The 17,817-nt window shown below is 67.8% G+C and carries 16 protein-coding genes; 7 read left to right on the top strand and 9 right to left on the bottom strand.

Annotated features, from left to right (window positions below):
- Positions 1–59: 59 nt before the first annotated feature.
- Positions 60–257, bottom strand: coding sequence for a hypothetical protein (locus tag HWX87_RS27785; RefSeq protein WP_166963486.1), 198 nt, complete (start codon positions 255–257; stop codon positions 60–62).
- A 302-nt stretch (positions 258–559) separates the two neighbouring features.
- Positions 560–1,339 carry a DeoR/GlpR family DNA-binding transcription regulator gene (locus HWX87_RS27780; RefSeq protein WP_175847564.1) on the bottom strand — a complete coding sequence of 260 codons (780 nt, stop codon included), beginning with the start codon at positions 1,337–1,339 and terminating at the stop codon, positions 560–562.
- Positions 1,340–1,551: 212 nt separating this feature from the next.
- Between HWX87_RS27780 and HWX87_RS27775 the strand changes: the two genes are divergently transcribed.
- The 3 genes from HWX87_RS27775 to HWX87_RS27765 all read left to right on the top strand — a co-directional run bounded on the left by HWX87_RS27775 (position 1,552) and on the right by HWX87_RS27765 (position 4,909).
- Positions 1,552–3,192 carry a gamma-glutamyltransferase family protein gene (locus HWX87_RS27775; protein WP_176050274.1) on the top strand — a complete coding sequence of 547 codons (1,641 nt, stop codon included), beginning with the start codon at positions 1,552–1,554 and terminating at the stop codon, positions 3,190–3,192.
- Between the two features lie 312 nt (positions 3,193–3,504).
- Positions 3,505–4,332, top strand: a complete 828-nt coding sequence (locus HWX87_RS27770; RefSeq protein ID WP_059233270.1) for a ferritin-like domain-containing protein — start codon at positions 3,505–3,507, stop codon at positions 4,330–4,332.
- A gap of 70 nt (positions 4,333–4,402) precedes the next feature.
- A complete protein-coding gene (locus HWX87_RS27765; RefSeq protein WP_176050273.1) occupies positions 4,403–4,909 on the top strand; it encodes a hypothetical protein in 507 nt (168 codons plus the stop codon).
- On the opposite strand, the gene HWX87_RS27760 is transcribed toward HWX87_RS27765, so the two are convergent.
- The 3 genes from HWX87_RS27760 to HWX87_RS27750 all read right to left on the bottom strand — a co-directional run bounded on the left by HWX87_RS27760 (position 4,903) and on the right by HWX87_RS27750 (position 8,576).
- Positions 4,903–6,366, bottom strand: coding sequence for a DEAD/DEAH box helicase (locus HWX87_RS27760; RefSeq protein WP_176050272.1), 1,464 nt, complete (start codon positions 6,364–6,366; stop codon positions 4,903–4,905). The two genes, HWX87_RS27765 and HWX87_RS27760, sit on opposite strands and share 7 nt — an antisense overlap.
- 127 nt (positions 6,367–6,493) lie before the next feature.
- Positions 6,494–7,792 carry a cytochrome c gene (locus HWX87_RS27755; protein WP_176050271.1) on the bottom strand — a complete coding sequence of 433 codons (1,299 nt, stop codon included), beginning with the start codon at positions 7,790–7,792 and terminating at the stop codon, positions 6,494–6,496.
- Between the two features lie 19 nt (positions 7,793–7,811).
- Positions 7,812–8,576, bottom strand: a complete 765-nt coding sequence (locus HWX87_RS27750) for a c-type cytochrome (RefSeq protein WP_176050270.1) — start codon at positions 8,574–8,576, stop codon at positions 7,812–7,814.
- A 378-nt stretch (positions 8,577–8,954) separates the two neighbouring features.
- On the opposite strand from HWX87_RS27750, the gene HWX87_RS27745 reads away from it, so the two are divergent.
- Entirely contained in the window at positions 8,955–9,887 is a 933-nt protein-coding gene (locus tag HWX87_RS27745) for a CopD family protein (protein WP_176050269.1), read from the top strand.
- A 146-nt stretch (positions 9,888–10,033) separates the two neighbouring features.
- Here HWX87_RS27745 and dgoD read toward each other — a convergent pair whose 3' ends face one another.
- Positions 10,034–11,182, bottom strand: a complete 1,149-nt coding sequence (gene dgoD, locus HWX87_RS27740) for a galactonate dehydratase (protein WP_176050268.1) — start codon at positions 11,180–11,182, stop codon at positions 10,034–10,036.
- A gap of 134 nt (positions 11,183–11,316) precedes the next feature.
- Between dgoD and HWX87_RS27735 the strand changes: the two genes are divergently transcribed.
- Positions 11,317–12,021 (top strand): FadR/GntR family transcriptional regulator, encoded by a 705-nt coding sequence (locus HWX87_RS27735; protein WP_176050357.1) that lies wholly within the window; start codon positions 11,317–11,319, stop codon positions 12,019–12,021.
- Between the two features lie 27 nt (positions 12,022–12,048).
- Here HWX87_RS27735 and HWX87_RS27730 read toward each other — a convergent pair whose 3' ends face one another.
- Positions 12,049–12,294 carry a DUF1272 domain-containing protein gene (locus tag HWX87_RS27730; RefSeq protein WP_176050267.1) on the bottom strand — a complete coding sequence of 82 codons (246 nt, stop codon included), beginning with the start codon at positions 12,292–12,294 and terminating at the stop codon, positions 12,049–12,051.
- Between the two features lie 151 nt (positions 12,295–12,445).
- Here HWX87_RS27730 and HWX87_RS27725 point away from each other — a divergent pair, with 151 nt between their 5' ends.
- Entirely contained in the window at positions 12,446–12,793 is a 348-nt protein-coding gene (locus tag HWX87_RS27725; RefSeq protein ID WP_176050266.1) for a GFA family protein, read from the top strand.
- A 34-nt stretch (positions 12,794–12,827) separates the two neighbouring features.
- Here HWX87_RS27725 and HWX87_RS27720 read toward each other — a convergent pair whose 3' ends face one another.
- On the bottom strand, positions 12,828–15,935 hold the full coding sequence (locus HWX87_RS27720; protein ID WP_176050265.1) for a transglycosylase domain-containing protein: 3,108 nt from the start codon (positions 15,933–15,935) through the stop codon (positions 12,828–12,830).
- Positions 15,936–16,355: 420 nt separating this feature from the next.
- On the opposite strand from HWX87_RS27720, the gene HWX87_RS27715 reads away from it, so the two are divergent.
- Positions 16,356–16,748: an MAPEG family protein gene (locus tag HWX87_RS27715; RefSeq protein WP_176050264.1), complete on the top strand. Its 393-nt coding sequence runs from the start codon at positions 16,356–16,358 to the stop codon at positions 16,746–16,748.
- Positions 16,749–16,757: 9 nt separating this feature from the next.
- Here the strand turns inward: HWX87_RS27715 and HWX87_RS27710 are convergent, their stop codons facing one another.
- Entirely contained in the window at positions 16,758–17,675 is a 918-nt protein-coding gene (locus tag HWX87_RS27710; protein WP_176050263.1) for a LysR substrate-binding domain-containing protein, read from the bottom strand.
- Between the last annotated feature and the right edge of the window lie 142 nt (positions 17,676–17,817).

The raw sequence follows: 17,817 nt of genomic DNA, 5'->3' as shown, positions 1-17,817 counted from the left end.
CGGAAGCGACCGCGTGGCCGGGAATCCGGCCGCGCGGTCAGGTCAGGAACGGCGGAATTTCACGAATAGCGGTACTTGATGGATCGCAGCGCGGCGTCGCCACTCTCGGTCACGCAGTATTTGCGTCCCGAGCCGAGCCCTTCCAGGCGAACGAGCTGCTGTTCGAGCAGGATGTCCAGTTCATCCCGATCCATGTCGCGCTGATCAGGCGCGTCCTTCACAAGCAATAGCGTGGCGAATTCATGCGGACTCAGCATCGTTCTCTCCATGGCAATCGGACTGCCCGCGCGGCCGGCGCACACGCCGACGCGCGATACCCCGCGGGGTATGGCTTGGGGGGAAAGCTGTATTCGCCGGCCCTGCGGTTCGCACACGCCCTGGCACAGGCGGATCGGGCGAACGGGCCGGGGAACTGGAGTCTAGTCGAGCGCGCGGGCAACGACAAATCGTGCCCCGTTAATTTTCCGTTTGACAGGAACGCCCGCCGCAAGCGGTCCGCATGCAGCGCCAACTTCTTGATTTCACTTGAAGTTTCAGGTGCGGTGCAGCATCGCGGCCGTCATTCCGCGACGTACACCTGGGTGCCGGCGGCGGCCACCGTGTCGGCCATCTCGGGCGGCAGCGGCTTGTCGGTGAAGAGCGCGTGCACCTGGCTCAGGTGGCCCTGGCGCACCAGTGCCGGGCGGCCGACCTTCGAATGGTCGGCCACGAGGTAGACCGTGCGCGCGTGCTGCATGATCGCCTCGGCCACGCGCACCTCGCGCGTGTCGAAATCGCGCAGCGTGCCGTCGGCCTCGATCGCCGACGTGCCGATGATCGCGTAGTCGACCTTGAACTGCCGGATGAAGTCGATCGCGAGCTCGCCGACGATGCCCTTGTCCCATGGCCGCACGATGCCGCCCGTGATCAGCACCTCGCAGTCGGGGTAACCGCTCATCATCGACGCGACGTTCAGGTTGTTCGTGACGACGTGCAGCCCGTGATGGCGGTTCAGCGCGCGCGCGACTTCCTCGGTCGTCGTGCCGAGGTTGATGAACAGCGACGCCTGGTCGGGGATGTGCGAGGCCGCGAGCGCCGCGATGCGCCGCTTCTCGTCGTGGAACATCCGCTGCCGCGCGGTGTACGACACGTTTTCCGAGCTGGTCGGCAGGCTCGCGCCGCCGTGGTAGCGGCGCAGCAGGTTCAGGTCGGCGAGCCAGTTCACGTCGCGGCGGATCGTCTGCGGCGTCACCGCGAAGTGCGCGGCGAGATCGTCGACGGTCACGAAGCCGTCGCGCTGCACCCATTCGAGCAATTCCTGCTGGCGCGCGTTGAGGGTGAGGCGGGGATCTCGGGTCATGGCTCGATGGTCGTGTCGTGAGACGGAGCAGGTATTGTAAGGGCGGCAACGCCGTTCGGCCGGCCTGGCCCGCACGAGCGCGCACGATTCATGCGGAAATTGCATGGATTCATGTGACAAATGAATTTGTGCGATTCCGCCGATCGCGCTGCAATGACGGATTGCCCGCGCACGCGGGCGTGTTCATTTCAGCTTTCGACGAGGTGGCATCGATGACTGGCTTCAACTGGCACAACCCGTATCCGACGGCCCGCATTCCGGTGTTCGCGCGCAACGTCGTGTCGACGTCGCACCCGCTGGCCGCGCAGGCCGGGCTGCGGATGCTGTGGAAGGGCGGCAACGCGGTCGACGCGGCGCTGGCCGCCGCGGCCGCGATCACCGTCGTCGAACCTGTGTCGTGCGGGCTCGGCGGCGACGCGTTCGCGCTCGTGTGGGACGGCGAGCGGTTGTCCGGGCTGAATGCGTCGGGCGTTGCGCCGGCCGCATGGAGCGTCGACTACTTCCGCAAGCGTCACGGCGAGGATGCGCGCGGCATCGCGAACAAGCCGACGCGCGGCTGGGACACCGTCACCGTGCCGGGCGTGATCGCGGGCTGGGAGGCGCTGCATGCGAAGTTCGGTTCGCTGCCGTTCGCGGATCTGCTCGAGCCGGCGATCGAGATCGCGGAGCGCGGCTATGCGGTGCCGCCGATCGTCGCGCACAAGTGGGCGGCGGCCGTGCCCGAACTGCAGGGCTTGCCGGGCTTCGCGGACACCTTCATGCCGCGCGGCCGTGCGCCGCTCGTCGGCGAGCGCGTGTGCCTGCCCGGTCATGCGCAGACGCTGCGCACGCTCGCGAAGGAGGGTGCCCGTGCGTTCTACGAAGGTGCGCTCGCCGAGCGCATCGCCGCGTTCTCGCGCGAAGGCGGCGGCGCGATGACCGAAGCCGACCTGCGTGCGTACCGGCCCGAATGGGTCGAGCCGATCGGCAAGCGCTTCGGCCGCCACACGATTCACGAGATCCCGCCGAACGGGCAGGGCATCGCCGCGCTGATCGCGCTCGGGATCGCCGAGCATGCGGGCGTGACCGAATGGCCGCTCGATTCGGTCGACTCGCAGCATCTGCAGATCGAGGCGATGAAGCTCGCGTTCGCCGACGTCTATCGTTACGTCGCCGATCCGCGCGCGATGGAAGTCACGCCGGAGCAGATGCTCGACGATGCGTATCTCGCCGAACGCGCGAAGCTGATCGACCCGGCGCGCGCGACGCACTTCGGCGCGGGCCGGCCGCATTCGGGCGGCACGATCTACCTGTCGGCCGCCGACGAGCGCGGGATGATGGTGAGCTTCATCCAGTCGAACTACATGGGCTTCGGCTCGGGGCTCGTCGTGCCGGGTGCCGGCATCGCGCTGCAGAACCGCGGGCACGGCTTCTCGATGGATCCGGCCTCGCCGAACGCCGTCGCGGGCGGCAAGCGGCCGTTCCACACGATCATCCCGGCGTTCGTCACCGAGGAGGTCGACGGCCGCACCGAGGCCGTGATGAGCTTCGGCGTGATGGGCGGCGACATGCAGCCGCAAGGCCACCTGCAGACCGTCGTGCGGATGCTCGGCCATGGGCAGCAGCCGCAGGCCGCGTGCGATGCGCCGCGCTGGAAGGTCAATCGCGACTTCACGCTCGACGTCGAATCGACGATGAATCGCGCGACCGTCGACGCGCTGGCCGCACGTGGCCATACGATCAAGTCGATCGACGATCCTTACATGGATTTCGGCTCGGGGCAGTTCATCTGGCGTCTCGACCGCGACGATCGCGAGCGCGGCTACGTGGCCGCGAGCGACAGCCGGCGGGATGGCCTCGCGGCCGGTTTCTGACGGATCGCTTCCGTTTTGCAGGTTCGACGGGCGGCCGGATGGCCGCCCGTTTCGTTTGACGCGCCCATACCATCGAACGGGCGCAAGCGGTTTGAAGGACTCGTCTAACGAACGGCAACAGACGCCGTGGAACTGCGCTTGTCGGCTATGGTCAGTGCTCTGGAGCACGAACATCAAAGTCCGGCTAAGATGCCTGCATGGTTCGGCCGGACCAATTCACTATAAACGACGTAAAACGCCGCCTGCGGGAAGGCTGGCGCCTGTGCCGGAGGCACGGGCCGGCCCCCGCGCGACGACTGGGAGCGCACCACCATGGACACTAAAACGACGCATGTCATGCCGTGGCGTATCGAGGACATCGACCTGAACCGGATCGATCGTCAGCGTGCCGCCGCGAACGAGGATCTGTTGCTGTTGCTGTGCGCGTCGTCGTTCATCGAAAGCGGCTCGGATCTCTACACGAGCAATCTGAGCACATTCTTCAATGACGATCCGGAAGTCTCCGCATGGCTCAACAATGCATGGGAGCACGAAGAATTGCAGCATGGCCGCGCGCTGAAGGCGTACATCGCGCACGTGTGGCCCGAGTTCGACTGGGATACCGCGTTCGCGAATTTCTTCGCCGAGTATTCGAAGACCTGCTCGGTCGAGGCGTTCGAGAAGACCCGCGCGCTCGAAATGGTCGCGCGCTGCGTCGTCGAGACGGGCACGGCCACGCTCTATCGCGCGATCAACGAATGCTCGGACGAGCCCGTGCTGAAGGAAATCACCGACAACATCCGCACGGACGAAGTGCGTCACTACAAGCACTTCTTCAAGTTCTTCAAGAAGTACAACCAGGTCGAGGGCAACGGCCGGCTCGCAGTGCTCGGCGCGTTGATGCGTCGCGTGATGGAAATCAAGAACGAGGATTCCGAGATCGCGCTGCGCCACGTGTTCGCGATCCGCTATCCCGATCGCATCGGCGACAATCAATACAACCGCGAGCGCGCGGCGCGCATCAATTCGCTCGTGCGGCGCAACCTGTCGGCCGACATGTGCGTGAAGATGCTGCTCAAGCCGCTCGACCTGCCCGCGAAGATCCAGCCGGGCGTCCACTATCCGCTCACGAAGATCACGCGGCACGTTTTCCTGCGCTGATCGCGTCGGCCCGGCCCGTCGCGCGTAAGCTGGCGCATCCTCATCCGATCCGCACCAGGGCCACGCCATCATGACCGATACCCATCGCCACGCACTCGAACAATGGACGTTCGACGCGTGGCCGCCGGCCGTCGTCGCGCTGTTCGACGGCAGCGCGCTTGAGCGCCATGCCGATCTCGCCGCATCGCTGATCGTCGCGACCGACGACGGACAGTTGCGCACGACGCTGCTCGGCGTCGGCGAGATCTACGCGCACGATGCGCGCACGCTGCTGGTCGCGCTATGGCCGCAGTCGCGGGCGGCGCGCGCGATCACGCAACGGCGCACGGCCGCGTTGACGCTCGTCGCCGACGGCGCGTTCTTTCAGGCGCAATTGAAGATGACGCCGCTCGAAGGAGACTTCGGCGGCCTCGCCGGATTCGCTGCGACGATCGCGCACGGCGATGCGCAGCGGGTCGGCTATGCGCGTCTCGCGACAGGTGTCACGTTCACGCTGGAAGGGGATCGTGCCGCGGTGCTCGCACGCTGGCAACGCCAGGTCGAGCACCTGCGGCACGCAGCCGCGCGGCTTCAGTGACCGCGCTGGCCGCTGCGCGACGAACGATTGCGGTTCGCGTGCGCGGCATTGCCGTTCGCCGGGCGTGCGCCGTTGCCGCCGCCCGCCGGACGTCCGCCGCTATTGCCGCCGGCGCCGGCGCCGGCACCGCCTTGCGCGCGCGGCTTCGCGGCCTTCTGTTGCGCGGCTTTCGGTTGCGGGCTGCCGTCGCGTTTCGCGGCCGGCTGGCCTGAGCCGCCTGCACGCGGCTGGCGATTGCCGCTGCCGCCACCACCGCTACCGCCGCGCGGCTGCTGCTGGCCGCGGCGCTGCTGGATCGGCTCCGGCTTCGCGTGCGGATCGGGTTCGAAGCCCGCGATGACTTCCTGCGGAATCTCGCGCTTGATCAGCCGCTCGATGTCGCGCAGCAGCAGCTTCTCGTCGACGCACACGAGCGACACGGCTTCGCCGGTCGCGCCCGCGCGGCCCGTGCGGCCGATCCGGTGCACGTAATCCTCGGGCACGTTCGGCAGGTCGAAGTTGACGACGTGCGGCAGCTGGTCGATGTCGATCCCGCGCGCGGCGATATCGGTCGCGACGAGCACCTGCAGCGTGCTGTTCTTGAACTCGGCCAGCGCGCGCGTGCGGGCCGACTGGCTCTTGTTGCCGTGGATCGCCATCGCGCTGATGCCGTCCTTCGTCAGCTGTTCGGCGAGCCGGTTCGCGCCGTGCTTGGTACGCGTGAACACCAGCACCTGGAACCAGTTGTGTTCGCGGATCAGGTGCGTGAGCAGCTCGCGCTTGCGATCGCGGTCGACCGGGTGGATCTTCTGCGCGACGCTTTCGGCGGTCGTGTTGCGGCGTGCGACCTCGATCAGCGCGGGCGAGTCGAGCAGGCTGTCCGCGAGCGCCTTGATTTCATCGGAGAAGGTGGCCGAGAACAGCAGGTTCTGACGTTGCGGCGGCAGCTTCGCGAGCACGCGCTTGATGTCGTGGATGAAGCCCATGTCCAGCATCCGGTCGGCTTCGTCGAGCACGAGGATGTCGAGATCCGACAGGTCGATGGTCTTCTGCTGCATGTGGTCGAGCAGGCGGCCCGGCGTCGCGACAACGATGTCGACGCCGCGCTTGAGCGCGTCGATCTGCGGATTGATGCTGACGCCGCCGAACATCACGGTCGAGCGCAGCTTCAGGTACTTGCTGTACGCACGGACGCTTTCCTCGACCTGCGCGGCGAGTTCGCGCGTCGGCGTGAGGATCAGTGCGCGCACCGCGCGCTTCGCGCCGCGGTTGTCCGCGTAGAACGTGTGCAGGCGTTGCAGGATCGGCAGCGTGAAGCCGGCGGTCTTGCCGGTGCCCGTTTGCGCGCCGGCGAGCAGGTCGCCGCCGCCGAGGACGGCAGGGATTGCCTGCTGCTGGATCGGAGTCGGCGACGTGTAGCCGAGCTCGTTGACCGCCTTGACCAGCGGTTCGGCCAGGCCGAGAGATTCGAAAGACATAGATACCACTCTTGAGTTTTATGATCGGCGACACCTCGCGCGGCCCGCGCGGGGACTGGCGTCGCAAAAAGCAAAGGGGCGCGGCTGCGGTTTCCCGCAGCCGCGCCCCGTTTGCGTCACGCGTTATTTAGTCAAGCGGCGCGGAACGCAGGTCACTCACCTGTTGTGGCGAGATCGGCGTACCGTTGTTGCCCCACGACATCCGGATGTACGTTACTACTGCTGCGACTTCCTGGTTCGAGAGCGACTGCGCGAACGGCGGCATGCCGTACGGACGCGGGTTCTTGAACGTGCTCGGCGGATAGCCGCCATTCAGCACCATGCGGATCGGGTTGACGGCCGATTCCATCATGATCGAGTGGTTGCCCGCGAGCGGCGGATAAGCAGGCGGCTTGCCGGCGCCGGTTTCGGCGTGGCAGGTCGCGCAGTTGTCCGCGTAGATCTTCTTGCCCTGGTCGAACAGCGCGTTGCCGAATTGCTTCGACGGCTCGTACTGCATGTTCTTCGGCGCTTCAGCCTTCTGCGGGATCGACTTCAGGTACGTCGACATCGCGCGCGTATCTTCGTCGGTCATGTACTGCAGGCTGTTGTGGACCACGTCCGCCATCGGGCCGAACACGGCGCCCTTGTGCGACACGCCGGCCTGCAGCAGGTCGGACAGCTCCTGCACGTGCCAGTCGCCGAGGCCGAGTTCCTTGTCGTTCGTCAGCGACGGCGCATACCAGTTCTGCAGCGGGATCAGGCCGCCGGCGAACGCCGACGAGCTCACCGGGCCGCCCATCATGTTGATCGACGTGTGGCACATCGAGCAGTGGCCGAGGCCTTCGACGAGGTACGCACCGCGGTTCCATTCGACCGACTTCGTCGGATCCGGCTTGTACTCGCCTTCCTTGAAGAACAGCGTGCGCCAGCCGATCAGCAGGTTGCGGTTGTTGAACGGGAACTTCAGTTCGTGCGGACGGCTCGGCACCGACACCGGTGCGACCGAGCGCAGGTATGCGTAGATCGCGTCCGAATCCGAGCGCGTGACCTTCGTGTAGCTCGCGAACGGGAAGCCCGGGTAGAGCAGGCTGCCGTCCTTCGAGCGACCCGTGTGCATCGCGCGGTAGAAGTCGTCCGACGTCCACTTGCCGATACCGTTCTGGTCGTCCGGCGTGATGTTCGGCGTGTACATCGTGCCGAACGGCGTCGCCATCGGCAGGCCGCCCGCGAACGACTTGCCGCCGCGCACGGTGTGGCACGCGATACAGTCGCCGACGCGCGCGAGGTATTCGCCCTTCTTGATCAGCGCGGCCTGGTCGGCCGGCGTGGCCGCGACGGCGGAAGCGCCGTGCAGCGTGTCGTTGCCCGGCCACAGGACGGGGACGAGGGCGGCGGCCGCGACGATCGCGGCGGCCGAGAGTGCAAACAGGGACTTGCGTTTCATTGTGTCTGTCTCCCTTGCCTTATTGCGGTTCGCTGCCGCAGGCGAGCGGAGTCTTCATCGAACGCGCCGGGGCCGGCACGGGGTTGGCGGGCGCCGGTTGCGCGGCGAGCCAGGCGGTCACGGCCGTCACGTCTTCGTCGGAAAGCTTCGATGCGATGTCGTGCATGCAATCCGGTGCCTTCGCGTGGCGGTTGCCCGAGCGCCAGGCGCCGAGCTGCGCGCTCAGGTAATCGGCGTGCAGGCCGACGAGGCCCGGGATCGCCGGCTGCATGCCGGTCAACCCTGCGCCGTGGCAGGCCACGCAGGCCGGCAGCTTGCGGGACGGATCGCCCTGCGTGACGAGCTGCTTGCCGCGTGCGAGCGTCGCGGCCGGCAGCGTCGACTTCGCCGGCGTCGGATACGGCGGACGTTCGGCCGAGAAGTGCTCGGCGATTTCGCGCAGGTAGTCGTCGTTCAGGTACGTCAGCAGGTAGTTCATCGGCGGGTACTTGCGCCGGCCGTCACGGAAGTTGACGAGCTGGTTGTACAGGTACTCGGCCGGCTTGCCGGCAAGACGCGGGAAATAATCGTTGTCCGTGCCCTGGCCGTGGACGCCGTGGCATGCGGTACAGCCGCGCACGCGCTCGGCCATGGTATCGGGTGCCTTGAGCGGCGCCTGCTGGGCGTGCGCTTGCTCCGTGGGCTTGGTCTGCGCTTGGGCAGCGCTCATAAGGCCCGCGCCGCCGATCATCAGAACGGCGAGCAGCGGACGGAAGAGGCGTCTTGAAGACACACGAGACTCCATGTTTATTCGTCGGGGACCTTGTCCGGGCTACGATCGGCTCGGCGCATGGACGGCAGGACAGCCGGGCTGCTGCGACGCGGCATTCTATCATCGATGGGTAATGACGGCTATTTGGCAAAAGGACATCGGTTCCTGTCTGTTCGCGACTTGCGACAATTTGACGCGCATTGCGGCGCCGCTGTGTGAACCGGCGTGCGTTTTCCCCATCGAAGACCGTACACTCGCGGGTCGCGCGGCGCCGCCTCCGCCGCTGGTCCAGTCATTTCTCCCGTTTCCGGATTCATCGATGACGTTTTCTACCGTGCCGTTGCCTGCCTCACGCCGTCCGTCCCATTGCCGCCGCCCTGCCGGCCCGTCGCTTTCGGGAGGGTGTGCGCGATGAAGTTCGACAGCTTGTGGATCGGTCAGGTCGCGCTCGCGGCGCTGATGGACGCCGCGTTCGCGATGGCGGTCGGCTCGGCATTGCTCAAGGCGTGGCTCGGCAAGGACGGCGCACGGCCGGTCATCGCGCCGTCGCATCCGGCGTGGCTGCGCGCGCAACATTCGCTGGTCGCGGCGGCGCTGGCGCTCGTGCTCGCGGATCTCGGCTGGCTCGTCTACGAGGCCGCGACGATGAGCGGCGCGGGGCTCGGCGGCGCATTCGCCGCGATTCCGACCATGCTGATGCAGACGCACACGGGCTTCGCATGGAGCGTCGCGTTCGCCGGCGCCGTCGTGCTCGCGATCGTCGCGCTCGCGAAACCGGATGGCCCGGTCGCGCACGCGGTGCTGTGGCTCGCGGTGATCGTGGTCGCGGCCGGCAAGGCCTCGCTCGGCCACGCGGCCGATACGGGCGCGCTGTCCGCGGCGGTTGGCGTACAGACGCTGCACCTGCTCGCGACGGCCGTGTGGGGCGGTCTCGTGCTCGCGGGCGGGCTCGCGGTGCTGCCGGCGCTCGGTTCGTCGGTCGCGCGCGGCGCGCTGATCCGCGTCGGCCAGCACCTGTCGCGCACGTCGATCATCGCGGTCGTGTTCGTGCTCGGCACGGGCGCGCTCAACGCGATCCGCGGGCTCGGCGGTTCGCTCGCGCCGCTCGACGGCAGCACGTGGGGGCGCGTGCTGTTGCTGAAGCTGCTGCTCGTCGCGCTCGCGCTCGTGCTCGGCGGCCTGAACCGCTTCTCGGCGCTGCCGCGCCTGCGCCGCACCGCGTCGACGGAGGACGCGCATACGTTCCGCAACATCCTGCATCTCGAAGGGATGACGATGATCGGCGTGTTCGTCGCGGCCGCCGTGCTGTCGTTCAGCGTGCCGGGGTTCGCGGCGCTCGGCTGACCGGGGGTGCCGTGCGGGGCAGGATAGCGAAGCCCGCTGTCGAGCCTCGCGGATCGCAGAAGCAAAAACGGCCGCCTGTCGGGCGGCCGTATCGAAGCCGGTGCGCGGCGTGATCGTCGCGCATTCCGGCTCATCTCACGCCTTCATCACCATTCGGCGACGCTGCCGTCCGCGTGGCGCCACACCGGGTTGCGCCAGCGGTGGCCCGTCTTCGCCATCTCGCGCACCTTCTCCTCGTTCACGTCGATGCCGAGCCCCGGGCCCTGCGGGATCGCGACGAAGCCGTCCTCGTAGCGGAACACCTCGGGGTTGCGCAGGTAGTCGAGCAGGTCGTTGCCCTGGTTGTAGTGGATGCCGAGGCTCTGTTCCTGGATGAACGCGTTGTAGCTGACCGCGTCGAGCTGCAGGCACGCGGCGAGCGCGATCGGGCCGAGCGGGCAGTGCAGCGCGAGCGCGACGTCGTAGCTTTCCGCGAGCGTCGCGATCTTGCGGCACTCGGTGATGCCGCCCGCGTGCGACGCGTCGGGCTGGATGATGTCGACGTAGCCGCCCGCGAGGATGTGCTTGAAGTCCCAGCGCGAGTACAGCCGCTCGCCGAGCGCGATCGGCGTGTTGGTCTGGTTGACGATGTCGCGCAGCGCCTCGGCGTTCTCCGACAGCACCGGCTCCTCGATGAACATCAGCTTGTACGGGTCGAGTTCCTTCGCGAGCACCTTCGCCATCGGCTTGTGCACGCGGCCGTGGAAGTCGACGCCGATCCCGACGTGCGGGCCGACTGCATCGCGCACGGCCGAGACGTTCGCGATCACCTGCTCGACCTTGTCGTAGGTATCGACGATCTGCAGCTCCTCGGAGCCGTTCATCTTCACGGCCTTGAAGCCGCGCTCGACGACCGCGCGCGCATTGTTCGCGACGTCGCTCGGCCGGTCGCCGCCGATCCACGAATACACCTTGATGCGATCGCGCACCTGGCCGCCCAGCAGCGCGTGCACGGGCACGCCGTGATGCTTGCCCAAGATGTCCCACAGCGCCTGGTCGACGCCGGCGATCGCGCTCATCATGATCGGGCCGCCGCGATAGAAGCCCGCGCGGTACATCACCTGCCAGTGGTCTTCGATCAGTAGCGGGTCGCGGCCGACGAGGTAGTCGGCCAGCTCCTGCACGGCGGCCTCGACCGTATGCGCGCGGCCTTCGACGACCGGCTCGCCCCAGCCGACGATGCCCTCGTCGGTTTCGATCTTGAGGAACAGCCAGCGCGGCGGGACGACGAAGGTTTCGAGGCGGGTGATTTTCATGACGCGAGTCTCCATGGTTGACCGGCGCGGCCGCTCGGGCGCGGCGCACGGTCGCGTGCTTTCACGGTTATCCTAGCGTAGCCCGATAAAAAATAGTATTAATAGCATTATTGTGCAGATAGTGGGCAGCCGGCCTGCCGGATCAACGGAGAACGATCATTCAACGCGACCTGCATGGACAGACGGCCTTCCGGCTGGCGACGGCGATCCTGCGCGGCGACTATCCGCCCGAATCGCTGCTGCCGCGGGAGCCCGACCTGATGGAGATGTACGGCGTCAGCCGCACGGTGATGCGCGAGGCGCTGCGTACGCTGACGTCGAAGGGGCTCGTCGAATCGCGGCCGAAGGTCGGCACGCGCGTGCGGCCGCGCCGCGCGTGGAACCTGCTCGACGCCGACCTGCTCGACTGGTATGCGCGCGTCGCGCCGCCGCTCGCGTTTGCGCTGAAGCTGCAGGAGATGCGCGAGATGATCGAGCCGTACGCGGCCGCGCTGGCCGCGCGCACGCATACGCTGGAAGCGTGCGCCGCGATCGACGGCGCGGCGCGTGCGATGGCCGCCGCGCGCAACGTCGACGAATGGGTGCGCGCCGACCTGCGCTTTCACCTGAGCGTGCTCGAGGCCGGCGGCAACGAGCTGCTGGTGCCGCTCGGCGCGCTGATCGACCGCACGCTCGAGGCGCAGCTGCATCTGAACGCGCGCCGGGCCGACGTCTACAACGCATCGCTCGCCGAGCACGTGGCCGTCAGCGATGCGATTCGCGTGCGCGACGAGGATGGCGCGCGCCGCGCGATGGCGACGCTGCTCGCGGTGACGCGCGCGCGGATCGAGATGTCGTGACGGAAAGGCGCGGACCGCGGGGTGCCGTCAGGCGCTCGCGCAGCCGCCCGGCTTGACGATGCGATCCGTCGATGGCGGGTACTTCGCGAGCAGGCTCGCCGGCCGCCGCGGGCGCGCGACCAGGTCGCCGCCGCAGTTCGGGCAGCGGCCCTTCAGCACGTCGTCGGCGCAGGTCGTGCAGAACGTGCATTCGAACGTACAGATGCGCGCCTCCGCCGAATCGGGCGGCAGGTCCTTGTCGCAGCATTCGCAGCCGGGGCGCAGTTCGAGCATGACGGTTTTCCTTGGTTGGACAGGTCGGGACGGGCGCCGCCGGACGTTGCGTGCGGCGCGTGCGAGCGCTACTGTACGCGTTTGGATCGGCCCGGCCAACGGTGTCTGCCCGGATACCGTCGACGCGCACGGGCCGCACCGGGAGACGACCATGCTTTATCGCGGAAGCTGTCACTGCGGAGACGTGAAGTTCGAGGCGGAAGGCGACCTGCAGGGCGTGATGGCCTGCAACTGCTCGATCTGCCAGCGCAAGGGCGCACTGATGTGGTTCGTGCCGCGCGACCACATGAAGCTGCTGACACCCGAAGAACATCTCGCGACCTACCTGTTCAACAAGCACGTGATCAAGCATCGCTTCTGCAAGCGCTGCGGGATTCACGCGTTCGGCGAGGGCATGCATCCGGACGGCACCGCGATGGCGGCGATCAACGTTCGCTGTCTCGAGGATGTCGACCTCGACGCGCTGCCCGTCACGCATTACGACGGCCGCTCGCACTGAGCGGCGCACGGCGGCGCGAACGGTCGCGCCGCGGTCAGGAAGGTTGTGCCGACGCCGTGTCCGGCGCAGGCGTTTCCGCTTGCGGCGCCGGGCCCGCCGTGCGCGTGCCGGCGTCGGCCGGGCGTTCGATCAGCGGAGCGAGCGCGGGCGCCATCGACTTCAGCAGCTGTACGGCCATCGCGCTCGTGAAGTCGTAGCGCGCCGCGTACGGCTCGTGCGCGGTTGCGGTCAGGACCCCGAAGAACCGGTTGCCGATCACGAACACGAACGTGCCGCTGCGGTTGACCTTGCGCGACTCGATCAGCCGCGCGCCGCGCGCATAGACGTTGAAGCGCTGGTCGCCCGTCCCCGTCTTGCCGTACACGTCGAGCGTCTTGCCGTCGGGCAGCGTGAGGCCGCCCGCGAGGCGGCGCGCGGTGCCGTTGAGCACGACGTCGCGCAGCAGCGTGTGCGCCACGTTGACGATCTCCGGCGACAGCATCGGCTGCGGTTGCGCGGCCGCGCGCACGAAGCGCGTTTCGTACGGCGTGCCCTTCGCGAAGTCGAGCCGCGTGATCGTCTCGGTCGGCGCCTTCTGGCCGCCGTTCGCGATCAGGCCGATCAGTTTCGCGAGCGCGTCGGGCTGGTCGCCCGATGCGCCGATCGCGGCCGCGTACGACGGTGTGACTTCCGCGAACGGGTAGCCGAGCGCGCGCCACGACTTCGTGATCTCCGCGTACGCGCGCAGCTCGACCATGCGACGGATGCGCCGGTCCTGCGTCGCGTGGTAGCGCGTCTTGTACAGCCACGAGTACGTGTAGAAACGCGCATCGTGGCTGTCGCGCTGGACCTCGGCGAGCGATGCGGCCGGGTGCGCGCGCAGGTAGTTGAGCGTCCACAGTGCGAGCGGATGCACGCTCGCGATATAGCCGCGGTCATTGAGGTTGAAGCGGTCGATCGCGTATTTCGCGTAGAGCGCGGCGAGATCGTCGTCGGACAGCGTCGCGGCAGGCGTCCCCTTCAGTTGCGCGCGCATCTGCGCATCGAACCATGCAAGCGATTCGTTCGGCGCGACGCTGCGCAGCACCGTCGCGATCTTCGGCGGCGACTTGCGCACGTCGCGCAGCATCAGCGCGAGTGCGTCGTCGGGCGCCTTGCCCGCATAGCGTGTGTAGTAGCGCTTCACGTAGACTTGGCTTTCGCCGTCTACGAACTGCTGCAGGTAACGCTGGCGCTGCTCGGGGTCCCCGAGCCACGACGACGACGGGCCGGCCGCCTGCAGCGTCTCGTAGTGGACGATGTCGCGCATCAGCCGCACGAACACGAGGTTGACCGAGTGCTCGAACGCCGCGTGCAGCGTCAGGATGCGGCCGTTGTCCGACTTCTCGAAGTTCGAGAACACCTGCGCGCCGCCGCCCGTGTAGAACACGTCGGGGCTTGCCGAGTACTTGCGTTCGACGGCCGCGTCGAGCATCGCCTGCAGCGAGCGGTCGCGCGTATGCGACAGGTAGTCGAGCGCCCAGTGCGACAGCCCGTCGATCGGGTCGGGCTTCACGCGCGCAAGCTCCGCGTTCGACAGGTTCGCGTAACGCGCATGCAGGTCCGACACGATCTGCAGGTACGTGATCAGCGTGCGCAGTTTCGCGGTCGAGCCGAGGTTGATGCGGCCGCCGCGGTTCACGTCGAACGGCTCGTTCACGCTGTCGGTCTGCACGCGCAGCATGTTCGCGCCGTTGCGGTGCTCGTACAGCGTGAAGCTGTACGTGAGGTGCGACGGGTCGTCCTTCGGCGCGAGCATCTCGAAACCGTACAGGCCGGCGGCCTGCGCGCCGTCGCGTGTCGACGCCCGTGCGAGCCGTTCGGCGACGGCCTGCTGCACGCCGTTGTCGAGCGTACTCGTCGCCTGCAGGTCGAGCTGGTCGAGCTGGTACAGGTCGCCGATGCCGAGCGCCGACAGCAGCGACGCGCGCGCGGACGTCACGGCCTTGCGCGACACGAACGACTGCACGTGCGCGGCGGCCGGCGGCGCGCTGCGTTCGATCTGCGCGGCGAGCGCGGCATCGCGCAGCGCGGGCGAGATCACGCCGCCGGTCGACAGCAGCCGCAGGTAGCTGTCGGTCAGCTTCTCCAGCGCCGGATAACCGCGGTTGAGGAAGTACGACGGTGCGCGCTGCGCGATGATCAGCGACAGCACCTCGCGGAACGTCTTGCCCTGTTCGTCGACATTGTCGCCCGTCGTCGGCGCGGACAGGATCCGGTTCACGTCGTTGAAGTCGCGGCCGTACCACGCGGCGAGACCGTCGCCGATGCCGGTGATTTCACCGACGTGCGGCCGCGCGGCGAGCGGCACCGAGTTCAGGTAGCGCACGACGATCGTGCGGCGCGCGAGCATCGTCTGCGGGCCGTTCAGGTACGCGCGCACCGACGCGGACGCGATCTGCCGCAGCTTTTCGGGCGGCGTCGCGGTGCGGCCTTCGGGCGAATGGCGGAACTTCTCGATCTGCGTCGCGAGCGTGCTGCCGCCCGGGCGCGCCTGGTGACGGTTGACGACGTGCAGCGCCTGGTCGGCGAGTGCGCGGCTGAAACGCCCCCAGTCGATCGCCGGGTTGCGGTTCGGCTCGTTCGCGTCGAGCAGGTAGCGATCCTCGATGAACAGCAGCGAATCGGCGACCACGCGCGGCACCGTGTCGAAGTCGGCGTACACGCGCTGCGGGAACACGGTCGCGAACAGCGGCGCGCCGGTCGAATCGAACAGCATCAGGCCGGCCTGGTCCTTCTCTTCATAAGGGAGGAACAACCCGCGATCGCCGAGCGACAGCATCCGCTGCGAATCGCGCGCCTGGTTGCCGATGACGAAGCCGCGCGCGAGCAGCCGCTCCTGGAATGCCGGCAGCATCGCGTAACCAAGGCGCTGGTCGTACGGGCCGTTCGCGGGGAAGCGGATGTGATCGCTCGGGCCCGTCTCGATCGTGTAGCCGACGTCGCGGGTGAGCTCGGACAGGTAGTGCGCCTGCAGCCGCGACGTTTCGATCTCGGTCTGCACGAGCCGCGCAACGATGGCCACCGCGATCAGCAGCGCGGCGAGCAAGGACCACTTGATCCACGTCCAGACCGATGCGAGTCCGGTCACGCGCGGCAGGATACGATTTAGCGGCCGATTCATGGCGGCGTCTCCCTGAAAGTGCGGGCTCCGGCCGCACCCCATTAAGGATTAGTGTAGTCCTCCGCAGCGGGCTGCCAAGGGCGTCGACTACCGAGATGCGCCGACGCAACGCGCGTGCCTGTGATGCGCGGCAACGGGCGCTGCGCTGCGATGGTGCGCGCCGTCGCGGCGTAACGTTTGCGCGTTTTGCGCGGCGGAGACCGCGTGGCAGGGGGAGGCGGCGGGCAGGCCCGCGTGGCCGGGCCGACGGACGACGCACCGATTTCGTGCGCTGCGGCAACGTTGCAATTCGGGCCGGAACCCGTTCGTGAAAGAGGGGTGTCGAACGGCGGCGCTACGGGTTTCCGCGATAGCCGCGCGCGCCGCCGGCGGGTACGATCGCCGGAGGTGCGGCGCATTTCCGCTTACGCCCGGAGTCCCATGACGATCCATCCCGTCGCACTCGTGTGCACGGCCATCCTCGGGCTGCTGCTGTTCGGGCTCGGGCTCGTCGTGTCCGTCACGCGCTTTCGGTGCACCACCGGATCGGGGTGTGCGCCCGACCCGACGAACGGGCTGCACAAGGTCGTGCGCGCGCACGGCAACACGGCCGAATACGCGCCGTTTCTCGCGGTGCTGTTTCTCTATTTCGGCGCACACGATCCGTCTCGCGCGATCCTCGCGCTGATCGTCGCGGCAACCGTGTGCCGCTGCCTGCTGGTCATCGGATTGCTCGCCTGGCCGACGATGGCCAACCCGAATCCCGTGCGTTTCATCGGCGCGCTCGGCACCTACCTGTGCGGCGCCGCGCTGTGCATCGCGCTGTTCGTCTGAGCGGCGCCGCTATCGCCACGGCAGCACCGCGCGATCGTGCCGGCGCACGGCTTCGACGAAGCAGTGGATCAGGTAGTCGCAGGCAATCGTGTTCAGCGCATCGCGGCGCGTGAGCACGCCGACCGACACGGCCGGAATCGCTTCCTCCACGTCGATCGCGACCATCCGCTCGCGAATCCAGTCGACTTCCATGAAGCTCTTCGGCACGCACGACACGGTGTCGGTGTGCACCGACAGCGAAAACGCCGCGCTGAACGACGTGCATTCGACGATCGGCTGCGGCGCCGGATAGCCGTGCGCGACGAACACGTCCTGCAGCAGCCGGCCGATGCTTTCCGGCGACGTGTTGAGGATCCACTGCGCGTCCTGCAACTGCGCGAGCGACGTGCAGTGACGCAGCGGATTGCTCGCGCGCGTCATCAGGATCAGTTCCGATTCGAGCAGCGGCCGGAACGTGAATTCCGGCGACAGCCGTGTCGCATCGACGATCGCGATCACGAAGTCGAGCGAGCCGTCGCGCAGCCGCGGCAGCGCCGTGTCGAGAAATCCTTCGCGCACGTCGAGGCGGATCGTCGGCATGCGCTGGCGGAACGCGTCGAGCGCGGCCGGCAGGAAGCCGAGCGACATCAGCGGCGTCAGCGCGCACGCGAGCGCGCCTTCCTTGCCGCCCGACAGCTGGATCACGTCGTCGCGCGCGTGCTGCATCTCCGCAAGGATCAGCCGCGCGCGTGCATAGACGGCCTGCCCGAAACGCGTGAGTTGCGCGCCGCGCGCATTGCGCGTGACGAGCGGCACGCCGAGATCGAGTTCGAGTTCGCGGATCGCCTTCGTCAGCGCGGGCTGCGACAGGTGGATCGCGCGCGCGGCCGCGCGCAGGCTGCCGTGTTCGGCGATGGCGGCAAGCGCCCGGAGCTGGTGATGTTTCACGGCGAGGCGGGGCGCGGCGGCAGTGGCGACGTTCGTATCCTACACCGCGCCGCCGCGTGGAAAGCACGCGATAACCGTGCGTTATCACGATCGAAAAATGTCGCTCCGGGCTGCGTATTTTGAATGCCTAGACTGCATGCGC

Origin of the sequence: Burkholderia sp. BCC1644 (assembly GCF_902833225.1) — a bacterium.
GTDB lineage: Bacteria > Pseudomonadota > Gammaproteobacteria > Burkholderiales > Burkholderiaceae > Burkholderia.
Note: the sequence above shows the minus strand (reverse complement) of the source record. Positions and strands in the feature narration are given on the sequence as shown.